At 61.8% G+C, this 14,767-nt stretch carries 15 protein-coding genes; 11 read left to right on the top strand and 4 right to left on the bottom strand.

The genetic code is table 11. The features are described from left to right. Nucleotides 1-68: 68 nt before the first annotated feature. The gene (locus ACTG27_RS20620) at nt 69-950 is read right to left on the bottom strand and encodes a LysR family transcriptional regulator (RefSeq protein ID WP_076492513.1); all 882 of its coding nucleotides are present in this window, start codon (nt 948-950) and stop codon (nt 69-71) included. A gap of 158 nt (nt 951-1,108) precedes the next feature. On the opposite strand from ACTG27_RS20620, the gene ACTG27_RS20625 reads away from it, so the two are divergent. Beyond that, nucleotides 1,109-1,495 carry a DMT family transporter gene (locus ACTG27_RS20625; protein WP_005335660.1) on the top strand — a complete coding sequence of 129 codons (387 nt, stop codon included), beginning with the start codon at nt 1,109-1,111 and terminating at the stop codon, nt 1,493-1,495. Continuing rightward, on the top strand, nt 1,492-1,812 hold the full coding sequence (locus tag ACTG27_RS20630) for an SMR family transporter (protein ID WP_005335659.1): 321 nt from the start codon (nt 1,492-1,494) through the stop codon (nt 1,810-1,812). Before ACTG27_RS20625 ends, ACTG27_RS20630 begins: the two co-directional genes overlap by 4 nt. A gap of 78 nt (nt 1,813-1,890) precedes the next feature. Here the strand turns inward: ACTG27_RS20630 and gloA2 are convergent, their stop codons facing one another. The 3 genes from gloA2 to hrpB all read right to left on the bottom strand — a co-directional run bounded on the left by gloA2 (nt 1,891) and on the right by hrpB (nt 7,190). Continuing rightward, entirely contained in the window at nt 1,891-2,292 is a 402-nt protein-coding gene (gene gloA2, locus ACTG27_RS20635) for an SMU1112c/YaeR family gloxylase I-like metalloprotein (protein ID WP_005362902.1), read from the bottom strand. 58 nt (nt 2,293-2,350) lie between these two features. Then, nucleotides 2,351-4,669, bottom strand: coding sequence for a penicillin-binding protein 1B (gene mrcB, locus ACTG27_RS20640; RefSeq protein ID WP_100652841.1), 2,319 nt, complete (start codon nt 4,667-4,669; stop codon nt 2,351-2,353). 73 nt (nt 4,670-4,742) lie between these two features. Then, nucleotides 4,743-7,190 carry an ATP-dependent helicase HrpB gene (gene hrpB, locus ACTG27_RS20645; protein ID WP_439980319.1) on the bottom strand — a complete coding sequence of 816 codons (2,448 nt, stop codon included), beginning with the start codon at nt 7,188-7,190 and terminating at the stop codon, nt 4,743-4,745. A gap of 178 nt (nt 7,191-7,368) precedes the next feature. Here hrpB and thpR point away from each other — a divergent pair, with 178 nt between their 5' ends. The 9 genes from thpR (at nt 7,369) to ACTG27_RS20690 (ending at nt 14,708) form a co-directional block, all read left to right on the top strand. Continuing rightward, on the top strand, nt 7,369-7,911 hold the full coding sequence (gene thpR, locus ACTG27_RS20650; RefSeq protein WP_439980321.1) for an RNA 2',3'-cyclic phosphodiesterase: 543 nt from the start codon (nt 7,369-7,371) through the stop codon (nt 7,909-7,911). Further along, complete coding sequence (gene sfsA / locus ACTG27_RS20655) at nt 7,908-8,651, top strand: DNA/RNA nuclease SfsA (RefSeq protein ID WP_439980322.1); 744 nt, start codon at nt 7,908-7,910, stop codon at nt 8,649-8,651. The genes thpR and sfsA overlap by 4 nt, the downstream gene beginning before the upstream one ends. Before the next feature lie 119 nt (nt 8,652-8,770). After that, entirely contained in the window at nt 8,771-9,220 is a 450-nt protein-coding gene (gene dksA, locus ACTG27_RS20660; RefSeq protein WP_005335644.1) for an RNA polymerase-binding protein DksA, read from the top strand. A gap of 111 nt (nt 9,221-9,331) precedes the next feature. Further along, nucleotides 9,332-10,240, top strand: coding sequence for a tRNA glutamyl-Q(34) synthetase GluQRS (gene gluQRS / locus ACTG27_RS20665; protein WP_439980323.1), 909 nt, complete (start codon nt 9,332-9,334; stop codon nt 10,238-10,240). Between the two features lie 255 nt (nt 10,241-10,495). Next, nucleotides 10,496-11,962: a polynucleotide adenylyltransferase PcnB gene (gene pcnB, locus ACTG27_RS20670; RefSeq protein WP_005335642.1), complete on the top strand. Its 1,467-nt coding sequence runs from the start codon at nt 10,496-10,498 to the stop codon at nt 11,960-11,962. An 11-nt stretch (nt 11,963-11,973) separates the two neighbouring features. After that, nucleotides 11,974-12,483, top strand: coding sequence for a 2-amino-4-hydroxy-6-hydroxymethyldihydropteridine diphosphokinase (gene folK, locus ACTG27_RS20675; RefSeq protein WP_005354659.1), 510 nt, complete (start codon nt 11,974-11,976; stop codon nt 12,481-12,483). Further along, nucleotides 12,480-13,274: a 3-methyl-2-oxobutanoate hydroxymethyltransferase gene (gene panB, locus ACTG27_RS20680; RefSeq protein WP_005335640.1), complete on the top strand. Its 795-nt coding sequence runs from the start codon at nt 12,480-12,482 to the stop codon at nt 13,272-13,274. The genes folK and panB overlap by 4 nt, the downstream gene beginning before the upstream one ends. 201 nt (nt 13,275-13,475) lie before the next feature. Then, nucleotides 13,476-14,333: a pantoate--beta-alanine ligase gene (panC, locus tag ACTG27_RS20685; RefSeq protein ID WP_439980324.1), complete on the top strand. Its 858-nt coding sequence runs from the start codon at nt 13,476-13,478 to the stop codon at nt 14,331-14,333. 24 nt (nt 14,334-14,357) lie between these two features. Continuing rightward, the gene (locus ACTG27_RS20690) at nt 14,358-14,708 is read left to right on the top strand and encodes a putative quinol monooxygenase (RefSeq protein ID WP_005354654.1); all 351 of its coding nucleotides are present in this window, start codon (nt 14,358-14,360) and stop codon (nt 14,706-14,708) included. Nucleotides 14,709-14,767: the final 59 nt, after the last annotated feature.

The raw sequence follows: 14,767 nt of genomic DNA on the forward strand, positions 1-14,767 counted from the left end.
TGCACGATCACATCCTCTCGGATCATCAGGATAAGTAGATATCGTGAGCTGGCTCCGCCTCTTTATCGCTACTCGAAAGGTTCCAGATACCCCTGGATCGACTTCTTCAACCAGGCCAACACCTTGCCGTGATAGGCGTTTTCCGCCAGATAGACCCCGTAATCCCGCCACTGCAGGCTGAACTTGTGTTTCAGGGTCAGCAGGGAGCCTTGTCGCAACTGGCTCTGGATCAGTGGCGAGGGGAGCACTGCCCAGCCCAGCCCATCCAGCACCGCATTGCGCATCAACTCGAAGCTGGAGAGGCCGATATGCATGCCCCCCACAGGTAGCAGGCTTTTTACCGAAAATTCATCTACATACGAGAGGGTGACCTGGGTGTGATCGGTCAGATCCTGCTGTTTGACCCGCTTCAGTCCGGCCAGCGGATGGCTGGGTGCCACCACCATCAGGGTGCGGATCGGGTTGAGCACGTCGATATTGAGGCCGCTGCGCTCCTGATCTTCGGTAATAAGGCCAAAGGCGGCATCGACGAACCCCTCTTCCACCAGCGCCGGCAGTTCGGGTGGGGAGGCGAGCACCAGCGAGATACTGGTACCTGGAAACTGATTGTGCAGGCTGGCCAGCATCTCGCGCCACACCGGCTCGGGAATCGCGTCATCGCGGGCAACCCGCAGCGCCACTTCGGCCCCCGAGGCGTAATGTTTGCACTTCTGCTGCAGGCTATTGGCTGCCTGCAGCAGGCGAGTGCAATCATCAAGCACCAGCTCGCCGATCTCGGTCAGACGACTCTGATTGGCACCTCGTTCAAAAAGTTCGACGCCAAGCTCAACTTCCAGCGCCGCGATGGAGGTGCTGACGGCGCTGCGGCTTTTGCCGAGACGACGGGCGGTATTGGCAATAGAGCCGCTATTGGCTGACTCTACAAAGAGTTCTATCTGATATAGCTTCATGTTTTACAGGCTGTGGCGGAGTTTTTCACCATCACCTTAGCGTGCCGAACCAAGGCAAGGCAAACCTGTGGCGTCGGAATAATCGACGCTGAGCGATTGTCGCGAGTTGCTTCTCCCCGTTTACCATCTCTCCCGTCGAAGCAACAAAGGCATCTTATATGTTATTGAGTCGTATGTTTCTGGCCCGGCTGTTTTTGACCGGCGCCATCGTGACCGAGGTCGCCGGTACCTCCAGCATGGCCATGATCCCCGAGCAGGGGGCTGGCTGGATGAATTACATCCCGATGTGGCTGTTGATCGGTTTCTCGTACTGGTTGCTGGCGAAAGCCGCCAAAACAATCTCCATTGGTATTGCGTTTGCGCTCTGGGAGGGGCTCGGGATCACCTTGATCACCATAGTGTCGGTCATGTTCCTTGGTTACGATGTGACCGTTCAGGAGCTGATTGGCCTGGCTCTCGCGATAGTGGGGATTGTTATGGTGACCATGGGGGAGACCCATGATGAGCCCGCAGACAAGTCAGTAGAAGCGGAGGCCACAGCATGAGTCCGTTTGTGATTGTACTGGGTGCCGCACTGATCGATATCGGCGCCAACATGGCTATCAACCGCTCCAAAGGTTTTCGTTACAAGGGGTGGGGATTCCTGGGGATCATGCTGGTACTCGGCGCCTTTACCCTGCTCTCGGAAGCGGTAAGTGGTGGCCAGATTGACCTGGCTGTTGCCTACGCCACCTGGGGGGCTATCGGCATCGTCGGTACGGCGCTGGGCGGTTTGCTCTTCTTCGGTGAGCGGCTCAAGCCCATCGGCTGGGCTGGCATGATGGTGATGGCGCTGGCTGTCGTTATGCTGACTACCGCCTGATAACTTGAAGCAATAAGAAAAGCCGCCCGGTTGCAACCGGGCGGCTTTTGTTTGGCTGATTGCTTGGTCGATGCAGGCTCAGCGCGGCGCTTCGTAGAGCTCCAGCGGCAGGCCGTCGGGGTCGGCGAAGAAGGTAAAGCGCTTGCCGGTCAGCTCGTCCACCCGCACCGGCTCTACCTCGACCCGATGGGCCAGCAGGTGGGCGATGACCCGGTCAAGGTCGCTGACCCGAAAGGCGAGATGGCGCAGGCCGCACGCCTCGGGGCGGGAGGGGCGCTCGGGAGGCGAGGGGAAGCTGAACAGCTCCAGCTGGCTGCCGTCCGGCAGGGCCAGATCCAGTTTCCACGACTGGCGCGCTTCGCGCAGGGTCTCGGCGATGATGGGCAGCCCCAGCACCTCGTGGTAGAAGTGGCGCGAGCGTGGGTAATCGCTGGCGATGATGGCCACATGGTGGATGGCGTCAAACAGCGGAAAGGTCATGGTGTTTCCTTGTCAGCAGCATAGTGAACGGGCAGCCTGCGCTGCCCGTGTCGTAGATCTAGTTGAAGAAACCGCCGAACCAGTCATCCAGCGCACTGCGCGGCGTCGCGCTGCTGGCGCAGCCAGCCGGGGAGCCCATGGTGGATGCCTTGGCCGGCACCTGCAGGCTGCCCGGGCAGTCGCTGGCGACGCGGGTGCCGCTGGCGCGGGAGAAGTTGGCCCAGGTGACCCCTTCCGGCATCTTCAGTCCCAGACTGTTGACGCCGCGCTGGCTCATGTAGCCGCTAAAGAGCTGCAGAGCACCACTGGCACCGGTCAAGCCCGCCGGGGTGTTGTCGTCGCGACCGACCCAGATACTGACCAGCTCGTTGTTGTCCATCCCGGCAAACCAGGAGTCGCGCAGCTCGTTGGTGGTGCCTGTCTTGGCCGCCATGGTGGCGCCCGGGAACTTGGCACTGAGCGCGCGGGCCGTACCCTGACTCACCGTCTTGGTCATGGCGAACAGGGTCAGCCAGCTTGCTTGCTGGTCGGTGACTCGCTTGGCGGTCTGATCATGCTGATAGAGCAGGCTGCCATCCCCGTTCACCACGGCGCGAATGGCCGATAGCGGCTGGGTCAGCCCCTGATTGGCGATGGGCAGATACATCTGGTTCACCTCCAGCGGGGAGAGGGCCACCGCCCCCAGCACCAGCGACGGATAGGGCTGGATCTCCTGCTGGACTCCCAGCTTGTGTAGGGTATCGACCACCTTCTCCAGCCCCACCTGCAGACCCAGATTGACTGTCGGCACGTTGAGTGAGCTGGCCAGCGCATCCATTAGCGGCACGCTCTGGCGGAACTTGCGATCGTAGTTTTGCGGTGTCCAGACCTGGCCATCCTGACCGCGAATACGGATCGGCTGATCTTTGAGTGGGGTCGCGAGCGTCAGGCCGTTGGAGAGACCGGTGAGGTAGACCGCCGGTTTCACTAGCGAGCCGATCTGGCGGCGGGCATCCAGCGCCCGGTTGAACCCTGCGTAGCGGGGATCGCGGCCACCCACCAGTGCGACTACTTCGCCCTTGTGCCAGTCGGAGACCACCATGGCCGCCTCCAGCTTCTTCTTGCCGCGCAGTTTCTCGATATCGGCGAGGCCCGATTCGACCGCCCGCTCGGCCGCGTGCTGGGCGATGGGGTCGAGGCTGGTGAAGATCTTGAGGCCGGACTGCTTGAGCAGATCGGCGCCGAAGCGGCTCTGGATCTCTCGCTTGAGCAGTCCCATAAAGGCCGGGGTGCGACCATAGCTCATCTGGCCACGGGCGATGATGCCGAGGGGTTGGCGGCTGGCCAGCTCATATTCGGCCTGGGTCAGGCTGCCGTGATCCATCAGCAGCTTCAGTACCAGATCCCGGCGAGTCTTGGCCCGCTCCGGGAAGCGCCATGGGTCGTAATAGGAGGGGCCTTTCACCAGACCGACCAGCAGGGCCACCTGATCGATATCCAGCTCGTTGACCGGAATGCCGAAGTAGAAGTAGGAGGCGAGGCCGAAACCATAGACCCCTTGCGAGAAGTTCTGCCCCAGATAGACCTCGTTGAGGTAGGACTCGAGGATCTCGTCCTTGCTGTAGCGATAGTCGATCAGCACAGCCATGTAGGCTTCCTGCAGTTTTCGCCACAGGCTGCGCTCACGGGTCAGGAAGAAGTTCTTGGCCAGCTGCTGGGTCAGGGTACTGCCCCCCTGCACGGTGCGACCCGCGATCAGGTTGGCGAACATGGCGCGCATGATGGCCACCGGCGAGACGCCGCCATGCTGGTAGAAGTCGCGATCTTCGGTGGTGAGCAGGGTCACCAGCAGGCTGTCGGGTACTTCGGCGATGCGCACCAGCAGGCGATCTTCCCGATCTTCGGTGTTGAGGCGATCGAGCAGCACCGGGTCCATCTGGGCGTAACCGAGCTGGCGCTGGTTCTCCAGCGACTGGATCCCCTCAAGGCGCGGGCCGTTGAAGGTGAGGCGCAGGCCGCGGGCTCCATCGGCGCCATCATAGAACTCGAACGGACGGCGAATAAGCTCGATGCGGTTGCCGTTGATGGTGTATTCACCCGGCGTGTGAGGCTGGCGCACCTGTTTGTAGCTCAACATGTTGAGCTCGCGCAGCATCTGGTCCCGCGACAGGCGCTGGCTGGGGTAGAGCTCCAGCGGACGGCTGTAGACCATCACCGGCAGCTGCCACTTCTCGCCATCGAAGCGCTCGCGCACCTTGGTATCGAGGTAGATGCCAAACACCACCATAAAGGCCGCCACCACCAGAGAGAGCTTGAAGCCAAGCCAGAACAGCTTGCGCCAGATGGTGCGTTTGGGCGCTGCCTTCTTGGGGGCACGCTTGCGTCGTTGGGTTGCCATAAATCCTCTTTGCTTTCCTTTCTACTTGTTATGTCGCATTCGCGAACGTCCGAGCGGGATTAACCCATCGAACCTAGATGCCCATCTTCTTTTTGGTGACTTTGGTCGGCATTGCCTCCAGCGGATTATCCGGCCAGTAGTGGCGGGGATAGCGCCCCTTCATCTCTTTCTTCACCTGCTCGTAGGATCCTGCCCAAAAGGCGGCCAGATCGGCGGTGATCTGCAGCGGTCGCTGGGCGGGGGAGAGCAGCTCCACCACCAGCGGTACCCGGCCATCGGCCACGCAAGGGGTTGAACCTTGCCCGAACATCTCCTGAATGCGCACCGGGATTACCGGTGCCTGCCCCGGTTGATAGCGGATCCGCACCCGGCTGCCGGTGGGCGCCGCAAAGTGGCTCGGCAGTGCCTCGTCCAGCCGTTTGGGCAACGGCCAGGGCAGGGATTGGCGCAGCACGTCGCCGAGGTTGAGCTTTTTCAACTGCTCCAGCCGGGTCATGCCGCTCACCGCTGGCAGCAGCCACTGTTCCAGCGTGGCCAGCAGGCTCTCGTCATCCATCGCGGGCCACCCCTCATCGGGCAGCCAGTCGCGGGCGCAGCGCAGGCGGGCCAGCAGCCCTTCGCTGCTCTCGTCCCAAGGCAGCACATGCAGCCCCTTGCGGCGAATGCCTTGCAGCAGGCAGCGCCCTTTCTGCTCGTCAGAGAGTTCGGTCAGCGGTCGCTGGTTCAGCACCAGCTCGCCGATCACCTGCTGGCGTTCGGCTCGCACCCGCTCCTCGCGCTCATCCCAGTCGAACCACTGCCGTTCGCTCACCAGTTCCGGCAGCAGGCGCACCAGCTCGTCCAGCTCGACCGGTTCGGCGATAAAAATGCGGCTGCCGCGATCGTTCTGCCCCATCTCGATGGCGATGAGGGCCGCTTGTCCCTGACAGGGATGACCTTCTACCAGATCGCAGCTCACCCCACCACTGAGTTGATAGCGACTGCCGCTGCGCAGTTTGCCGATGCGATCCGGCCAGGCGAGGGCACAGAGCAGCCCCAGCCACTGACCCTGCGCACTGGCTGGGCGCACGCCAAGCCGTTCAAACCAGCGGGTCGCCCCCTGACGCAGGGCGCTTTGACGGCGGTGGAACAACACAGATAGGCGCTCCGATCCTCGCAGATCTTCTTCCTGCAACGCCACCAGATAAGCGGCATCGGCGACAATCCCTGTCAGACCTTCAGCTTCCAGCTCGCGGGCGCGCAGCAGCATGCGGGCGAGACGAGGGTGGGTACCGAAGGCGGCCATGGCACGGCCAGCGGGAGTGAGTTGTTGCTCACCCTCCGGCTTCATGGCGCCAAGGGCAACCAGCAGCCGCTGGGCGCAGGCCACCGCAGCGGCGGGGGGCATGTCCAGCAGCGGCAGATCTTCCACCTTGGCCCCCCACTGGGCGGCATCCAGCAGCAGACCGGTCAGCTCCTGAGTGAGAATATCTGGCGGGCTCTGCTCGGCGAGCCGCTCCTGCACCTCGCTGCTCCAGAGCCGGTAGCAGATACCGGGGCCGAGGCGACCGGCGCGACCTGCCCGCTGGGTGGCGGAGGATTTGGCTATCTGGCGTGTCTCCAGTCGGGTGACACCGCTTTTCAGATCAAAGGAAGCCCGTCGTTCCAGCCCGCAGTCGATAACGACAGAGACGCCTTCGATGGTGAGCGAGGTCTCCGCCACATTGGTGGTAAGCACCAGCTTACGGCGGCCGGCAGGCGCCGGTTCGATGGCTGCCTGCTGCGCCGCCATGTCGAGGCGGCCGTAGAGGGGGGCGAGGGTCACGTCGTCCGGCAGTTTGTCTGCCAAGCATTGTGCCAGCCGCTCGATCTCACCCTGTCCCGGCAGAAAGACCAGCAGGCTGCCATCTTGCTCGGCCAGTGCTTCGAGTACCACGGCGCCGACCTGCGGCTCCAGCCACTGCTGGCGGTTGGCTGGGCGGTAGTGGTAGTCGATGGGGAAACCGCGCCCTTCCGAGCGAACCACAGGGGCATCCGGCAACAAGGTCTCGAGTGCCATGCCATCCAGGGTAGCGGACATCACCAGGAGCTTGAGGTCATCGCGTAATCCCTGCTGGCTCTCGATGGCGAAGGCCAATGCGGTATCGGCGTGCAGGCTGCGTTCGTGGAACTCATCGAAGATGACCAGCGAGATGCCAGTCAGCTCCGGGTCTTGCTGCAACATCCGGGTCAGTACCCCTTCGGTGACGATCTCGAGCCGGGTTGCTGCGCTGGTGCGGCTCTCGCCACGCACTCGCAGGCCGATGCGCTCGCCCACCTTCTCCCCCAGTTGGCGCGCCAGAAAAGTGGCGATATTGCGCGCCGCAAGGCGCCGTGGCTCCAGCATGATGATGCGGCCGGGCAGCCGGTTCTGACGCACCAGCTCCAGCGGCAGCAGGGTCGATTTGCCCGCGCCGGGTGGCGCCTGCAGGATCACGCTGGTGTGGCTGTCGAGGGCGGCAAAGAGTTCGGGCAATACCGAAACGATGGGGAGCTGGGACAAAGCGATGAGCACCTTCTGTGGCAACCGGTAAAACGGCGCCTATTCTGCCACAGCCGCCCGCGCCACCGTGAGTGGATGTGCGGATATGGCCACTCGGGCGGGAGGCTGGCGAGACATGGCCGGATAGCTGCCATAGAATGGGCCCATCCAATGAGCGTGAAAAAGGCATTATCACCACATGGCCAAACTCTTCTTTGCCCTGCCCGTCAAGGCGCTCGCCCCCGAGCTCATCGCCTGGCGCGATCAGCTGCCCTGGCCCGGTCAGCCGGTGCCGCAAGCCAACCTCCACCTGACCCTCGCCTTTCTGGGTGAGGCAGACGAGTTGACCACCCGCCGCCTGATCGCCGCCGTAGAGCGCCAGCACTGTCCGCCGCTCTCCATCAGGCTGGATGAGACCGGCTGGTTCAGCCGAGCCAAGGCTGCCTGGATTGGCCCGAAGGAGTGGCCCAACGAGCTGACCGTGCTGGCAAAGGCGCTGCGCCGCCACGGTGAGAAGCTGCGCCTTGGCAATGGCGAGCAGGGTTATCGCCCCCATGTCACCCTGTCGCGCAAGGCGGGTGAGGCGCCAGCCATCCTGCCTGCCCCAAATTTTCTGCTGCAGGCCGATGAGTTCTGCCTCTATCAATCCATCTCGACTCCGGACGGGGTACGCTACGAGCCGCTTGCCTGCTGGCCGCTGCGCGCCCGGGTAAAAGAAGACGCGCGGAGGGCTAACCCGTGATCTTTGATCCCCCCCTGCAATCGGGCCAGCTGGTGGCCCGCTACAAGCGCTTTTTGACCGATGTGCAACTCGATAACGGCGAGGTCATCACTATCCACTGCGCCAATACCGGTGCCATGACCGGCTGTGCCGATCCGGGCACCCGGGTCTGGTACTCCACTTCCGATAACCCCAAGCGCAAGCTGCCCTACAGCTGGGAGATCGCCGAGAGCCCGGCGGGCCACTTTATCTGCGTCAACACGGCGCGCGCCAACCAGATTGCCCGGGAGCTGATCGAGCAGGAGGCCATTGCTCCGCTGGCGGGATACAGCCGGTTGCGCACCGAGGTGAAGTATGGCGAAGAGAACAGTCGCATCGATCTGTTGCTGGAAGATGACGAGAAGGGCAATTGTTACATCGAGGTAAAATCGGTCACCCTGCTCGACGAACGTGAACATCCGGGGATGGGTTACTTCCCCGATGCGGTCACCGCCCGTGGTGCCAAGCACTTGCGCGAGTTGATGGCGATGAAAGCGGCGGGCCACAGGGCCGTGCTGCTCTTTATGGTGTTGCACTCCGGAATAAGCCGGATGCGCCCTGCAACCCATATAGATCCGCACTATAGTCTGCTAATTGAGCAGGCAATCGCGGCGGGGGTTGAAATTTTATGCTATCGGCCCCATGTTGGGGTGCAAGGCATGGTGGCTCAAGGGTTTATCCCGTTTGAATCTGGTCACCTGTTACCCGAGGGGAGTGCATAAATATTGGAGTGGGTAACATTATTGGTACGGCTCGTTTGCTTACCCGTTACCCTTCTGCTATAGATGTCGCCCTCAATTTATGGATGGCACGGGTAGCGTGCTGAATTAGGAGACAGGGCATGCCAACAGGCGAAAACAGGAAATCTCTGGGCCCCCTGGCCATTGCGGGTGTCGCGCCTTACCAGGAAAAGCCGGGTGAGGAGTACATGAATGACCAACAAAAGGCGCATTTTCGCAAGATCCTGGGTGCCTGGCGCAACCAACTGATGCAGGAAGTTGATCGTACCGTCGACCATATGAAAGACGAGGCTGCCAACTTCCCGGATCCCGTGGATCGTGCCGCGCAAGAAGAAGAGTTCGCTCTTGAACTGCGTACCCGCGACCGTGAACGCAAGCTGATCAAGAAGATCGAGAAGACCTTGCAGCTGCTTGAAGACGATGATTTCGGTTACTGCGAACACTGCGGTATCGAGATCGGTATCCGTCGTCTGGAAGCCCGTCCGACTGCCGACCTCTGTGTCGATTGCAAGACGCTGGCCGAGATCAAGGAAAAACAGATGGCCGGTTGATCCCGACCCTCTGGTATATGAAAAAGGGAGCTCGCGGGCTCCCTTTTTTATTGAGCTTTTGGCGGTCGCGCCCCAGAATGCAGCCTCAATGAATCGCTTACCCGAATAGTCATGCCAGTGAATTCCCCATCCTCACCCCTTGTGCGCCCCTATGTCGGCCGCTTTGCCCCCTCACCCTCAGGCCCGCTTCATTTCGGTTCGCTGATCGCCGCCCTCGGCAGCTTTTTGCAGGCCAGAGCGCAGCAGGGACGCTGGCTGGTTCGCATCGAAGATATCGATCCGCCGCGAGAGATGGCGGGGGCTGCGACCCTGATCCTCAAAACCCTTGAGGCATATGGCCTCGAGTGGGATGGGGAGGTGATGTTCCAGAGCGCGCGCCACCGCCGTTATGACGAGATCATCGACCAGCTCTATCGGGCGGGGGACCTCTACTGGTGCCGTTGCACCCGGCGCGAAATCATGGCCGCGGGCGGTCTCTACAGCGGCCACTGCCGCACGCTGGGGCTTGCGGCCGAAGGTTGCGCCGCCCGGCTGCGCCAGCACCATCCGGTCTACCACTTCGACGATCGCTTGCAGGGCCATATCGCGGTACCGGCGGCGCTCGCCGAGGAGGATTTCATTATCCGTCGCCGCGACGGGCTCTATGCCTACAACCTGGCGGTGGTGGTGGATGACATGGACAGCGGCATCACCGAGATAGTGCGCGGCGCCGATCTTCTGGAGCCCACGGTGCGCCAGATTGCCCTCTACCAGACCCTGGGGGCACCGGTGCCCGACTGGGTGCATCTACCGCTGGCGGTGCTGGCAGATGGCAACAAGCTCTCCAAGCAGAACCATGCGCCGGCCCTGGCGCTCGATGAAGTGCGACCGGCCCTGTGGCAGGCGCTGCACTTCCTCGGCCAGTGCCCGCCGCCCGAGCTGATGGCAAGCCGGATCGACGAGATCATCGGCTGGGGCATCGCCAACTGGCAGCTAGAACGGGTGCCCGCCAGCGAGAAAATCCCGCTGGACCTTGAGTAAAAAGAGCCGGTTTTCGTGTAATAAGGCGTGAGCTGGGCGCTGATAGACCGCTATTTTCGCTGACAGACGGTTTCATGCGGGATCAATTGTCAGCACGGTTTTTCATTTGGTCAGGTGTGAGCTATGTGCAGATTGACCGCTATTTTCGCTGGCAGACGGTTTCATGCGGGATCAATTGTCTGCACGGTTTTTCATTTGGTTAGGCGTGAGCTATGATAGGCCGCTATTTTTTGGCCTCCCGTCAATTTAGAAGTCATGAAGAGGTGTACCATTTTTTCCCAGATCGCAAACTTTTGCCGCAAGGTGCTCGGCAAGGAAGACGGCGAGCAGTCGGTGGAATCCCCCATTCCAGCCCGTGTCGCCGGTCAACGTCGTACCTTAAGCCGTGATCAGCACCCTATTTCGCGCAAAGAGATCAGCGAGAATGCACTCAAGGTGCTCTATCGCCTGAACAAGGGCGGCTACGAAGCCTACCTGGTCGGCGGCGGAGTCCGGGATCTGCTGCTCGGGAAGACGCCCAAGGATTTCGACATCGCAACCGATGCGACGCCGGAGCAGATCAAGGCGCTGTTCAGCAACTGCCGCCTGATTGGCCGTCGTTTCCGCCTGGCCCACATTGTCTTTGGTCGTGACGTGATCGAAGTGGCCACCTTCCGGGGTCACCACCATCAGGTCAATACCAGCAAACATGTGTCGGCCCAGTCTGATGAAGGCATGCTGCTGCGCGACAACGTCTACGGCACCATCGAAGAGGATGCCGAGCGCCGCGACTTTACCGTCAACGCCCTCTACTACAGCGCCAAAGATTTCACCCTGCACGATTTCGAAGGGGGTCTGGAAGATCTTGCCGAGCGCAAGCTTGAGCTGATCGGCGATCCCGAGACCCGTTATCGTGAAGATCCGGTGCGGATGCTGCGCGCCGTGCGCTTTGCCGCCAAGCTGGATATGACCATCAGCCCGCGTACCGCCGCCCCCATCAAGGAGCTGGCGCCACTGCTGCAAGACATCCCGGCTGCCCGCCTGTTTGAGGAGACCCTCAAGCTGTTCCTGGCTGGCGACGGTCTGGCGACCTACAAACTGCTGCGCGAGTATGGCCTGTTCCAACAGCTGTTCCCGCAAGTGGCGGCGCTGTTTACCCCGCACGGCAACTCGCCCTACGAGCAGTTTATCGAGCAGGCACTGATCGATACCGACACCCGCGTTCGTGAAGACAAGCGCGTCACCCCAGCCTTCCTCTACGCCACCCTGCTGTGGGGCTGCGTCGAGGCCCGTGGTCGGGTGCTGGAGAACGAGAGCGGCCTGCCCTGGTATGACGCCTTCATGCTGGCGATCAACGAGGTGCTGGACAATCAGGTGCGGATCATCGCCGTTCCCCGCCGTTTCACCACAGATGTCCGCGACATCTGGGCACTGCAACAGCGGCTGACCCGTCGTCAGGGCAAGCACCCCGAGCGCGCCATGGAGCATCCCAAGTTCCGCGCGGCGTTCGACTTCCTGTTGCTGCGCAACCGGGTCGAGCGCGGTCTCGGCGAGCTGGCCAGCTGGTGGGAGCGCTATGTCGCCTCCAATCCGGATGTGCGCCCGCAACTGCAGCGTGAAGCGACCCGTCGCCCGGCCAGCGGTGAGCGCGGCGAGGCTCGCAGCCACGATGGCGAGAAGCGCAGCAGCAACAGCCGTAACCGCCGTCGCCCCCGTCGCCGCAAACCGAAAGTGGCCGAGTGACAACAGACGTGATGACCGAGGTCTTCATCGCCATTGGTTCCAACCTGTCTGATCCGCTGGGTCAGGCTCGTCGCGCCGTTGCCGCGTTGGCAAGGTTGCCGGAATCTGTGCTGGTGGAGGCCTCGTCGTTTTACAGCAGCCGCCCCATGGGGCCTGCTGACCAACCGGACTACGTCAATGCCGTGGCCCGGCTCAATACCCGGCTCGCGCCCCTTGCGCTGCTGGATCAATTACAAAAAATCGAGCTGGAACAGGGACGTGTGCGCAAAGATGAGCGGTGGGGGCCGAGAACTCTGGATCTCGATCTGCTGCTCTATGGGGATCAGGTGATCAACCATGAGCGCCTGATCGTACCCCACTACGGCATGAAGGAGCGGGAGTTCGTGCTGCTGCCCCTTGCCGAAATTGCGCCTGCTCTGGTGCTGCCCTGCGGCACCCCGCTCGCCCGACTGGTTGCCCGCTGCCCGCACAATGATTTGGCCATCATTGCCCCGCGTGCAGACGTACAGGAGCCTCTATGAGCAAGATCACCACCGCCAGCCTGCTGAAGATGAAGCAGGAAGGTCAAAAGTTCACCGCCATCACCGCCTATGATGCCACCTTTGCCAAGCTGTTCGACGACGAGGGGGCCCACGTGCTGCTCATCGGCGATTCGCTGGGCATGGTGCTGCAAGGGGGTCAGGATACCCTGGCGGTCAACATGGATGAGATGGTCTATCACACCCGCTGTGTGGCGCGCGGTGCCAGCAAGGCACTGGTGGTCGCCGATATGCCGTTCATGAGCTACGCCACCCCCGAGCAGACTTACCAGAACGCAGCCCGCCTGATGGCGGCCGGTGCTCGCATGGTGAAGATGGAAGGGGGCGACTGGCTGTGTGACTCCATCCGCCACCTTACCCGCAACGGGGTGCCGGTGTGTGGTCACCTCGGCCTCACTCCGCAATCCGTTCATGTCTTTGGCGGCTTCAAGGTGCAGGGGCGCGATGAGTTTCAGGCGCAGGAGATCTACCGTCAGGCCCTCGAACTGCAAGCGGCCGGTATCCAGCTGCTGGTGCTCGAGTGTGTGCCCACTGCGCTGGCCGAGCGCATCACCAAGGCGCTTCGCATCCCGGTGATCGGCATTGGTGCCGGCCCCGCGACCGATGGTCAGATTTTGGTGATGCACGATGCCTTTGGCGTCACCTCCGGCTATGTGCCCAAGTTCACCAAGAACTTCCTGGCCGAGACCGGCGATGTGCGTGCCGCCATCCGCCTCTATGTCCAGCAGGTGAGCGAGGGGAGCTTCCCCGGCCCGGAGCACTGCTTCAACTGATCCTGGCGGTTGCATGATGGGGGCTGCGGCCCCCGTCTCTGCTTCTCAGCCTCGCACAGTTAATCCGTATAGCTAATCCGTATCTTATTGATTCATCTAAAGGTGAACTGCTGATAGTCATGTTCGTGCCCCATCCCGCCCGAGCGCTATCTGTGGATGCAACCCGTCTCTCTTTTTGATTTATCGGAAGGTGAACTGCTGATGTTGGTCGTAAATAATCCCGTCGTTCTGCGTGAGCAGATCAGCCAATGGCGCCGTGAAGGGCGTGCCATCGCATTCGTGCCCACCATGGGCAATCTGCATCAGGGCCACCTGACACTGGTGAAGGAGGCACACAGCCACGCCGAGAAGGTGGTGGTCAGCATCTTCGTCAACCCGATGCAGTTCGACAAGGCCGAGGATCTTGCCAACTATCCGCGCACTCTGGAGCAGGATTGCGCTGCGCTGGAAGCGGCCGGTGTCGATATGGTGTTCACCCCGACCCCGGAGATCATGTATCCGCAGGGGCTGGCCAGCCAGACCTTCGTCGAGGTGCCGGGTCTCTCCAATCTGCTGGAGGGAGCGCTGCGCCCGGGTCACTTCCGTGGTGTCAGTACCATCGTCACCAAGCTGTTCAATCTGGTACAGCCGGATGTGGCCTGCTTTGGCCAGAAGGATTACCAGCAGCTGGCGCTCATTCGCAAGATGGTGGCCGACATGGCGATGCCCATCGAGATCGTCGGCGTGCCCACCGTGCGGGCCGAAGACGGGCTGGCGCTCTCCTCGCGCAACGGCTACCTGACAGCCGCCGAGCGGGCCATTGCCCCCGAGCTGGCGCGCACCATGAACTGGATCGCCGATCAGATCGAAGCGGGTGACCATCACCTGCCGTCGCTGGTGGCGCAGGCCAGCCAGCGTCTCGACAACGCCGGTTTTCGTACCGATGCCATCGACATCGTCGATGCCGCCACCCTCGAATCCGCCACTGACGAGAGCGCGCAGCTGGTGATCCTGATGGCTGCCTATCTTGGCAAGGCCCGCCTTATCGACAATCAAGTGGTCACGCTGCAGCAAGCCTGAGCCCGCCACAACCAGGAGGACCCCATGTCCAAGAAGGTTTACTGCATTGCCCAATTCCTGCCCAAACCCGGTCAGGAGCAGGCCCTGTTTCAGGTGCTGCAGGCGCTCGAGCCCAACACCCTGCGTGAGGATGGCTGCCTGCAATATCGGGTGACCCGCCACATCGCGAGCCCGTTTGCCGAGGGGGAGAGCTTCCCCATCGTGTTCAACGAGATTTGGCAAGATATGGCAGCCTTTGAAGCCCACTGCCAGCGCGCGGAGATCAAGGCTTTCTTCGAGCGTTACTGTCTGGCGGAAGATGGTTTGGCCGCCAAGTGGAATGTCTGCGTCTATAGCGACGAACCCGAACAGTACGACGCCCCCGTAAAGAAGTAATTCCCCCGATTGTCAGCGGACGCCCCCTCGGGCGTCCGCTGCTTTTTCACGCCTGCCAT

The sequence above is a fragment of the Aeromonas sp. 97A genome (assembly GCF_051919185.1).
In the GTDB taxonomy this organism is placed as follows: Bacteria; Pseudomonadota; Gammaproteobacteria; order Enterobacterales; family Aeromonadaceae; genus Aeromonas; species Aeromonas veronii.

Excerpts from the sequence above, each read along its gene's own strand:
- gloA2 (WP_005362902.1), bottom strand. The coding sequence starts at position 2,292 with ATGACCTTTCCGCTGTTTGACGCCATCCACCATGTGGCCATCATCGCC.
- ACTG27_RS20630 (WP_005335659.1), top strand. The coding sequence starts at position 1,492 with ATGAGTCCGTTTGTGATTGTACTGGGTGCCGCACTGATCGATATCGGC.
- ACTG27_RS20690 (WP_005354654.1), top strand. The coding sequence starts at position 14,358 with ATGTCCAAGAAGGTTTACTGCATTGCCCAATTCCTGCCCAAACCCGGT.
- panB (WP_005335640.1), top strand. The coding sequence starts at position 12,480 with ATGAGCAAGATCACCACCGCCAGCCTGCTGAAGATGAAGCAGGAAGGT.
- ACTG27_RS20625 (WP_005335660.1), top strand. The coding sequence starts at position 1,109 with ATGTTATTGAGTCGTATGTTTCTGGCCCGGCTGTTTTTGACCGGCGCC.
- mrcB (WP_100652841.1), bottom strand. The coding sequence starts at position 4,669 with ATGGCAACCCAACGACGCAAGCGTGCCCCCAAGAAGGCAGCGCCCAAA.
- ACTG27_RS20620 (WP_076492513.1), bottom strand. The coding sequence starts at position 950 with ATGAAGCTATATCAGATAGAACTCTTTGTAGAGTCAGCCAATAGCGGC.
- folK (WP_005354659.1), top strand. The coding sequence starts at position 11,974 with ATGACCGAGGTCTTCATCGCCATTGGTTCCAACCTGTCTGATCCGCTG.
- pcnB (WP_005335642.1), top strand. The coding sequence starts at position 10,496 with ATGAAGAGGTGTACCATTTTTTCCCAGATCGCAAACTTTTGCCGCAAG.
- panC (WP_439980324.1), top strand. The coding sequence starts at position 13,476 with ATGTTGGTCGTAAATAATCCCGTCGTTCTGCGTGAGCAGATCAGCCAA.
- gluQRS (WP_439980323.1), top strand. The coding sequence starts at position 9,332 with ATGCCAGTGAATTCCCCATCCTCACCCCTTGTGCGCCCCTATGTCGGC.
- dksA (WP_005335644.1), top strand. The coding sequence starts at position 8,771 with ATGCCAACAGGCGAAAACAGGAAATCTCTGGGCCCCCTGGCCATTGCG.
- thpR (WP_439980321.1), top strand. The coding sequence starts at position 7,369 with ATGGCCAAACTCTTCTTTGCCCTGCCCGTCAAGGCGCTCGCCCCCGAG.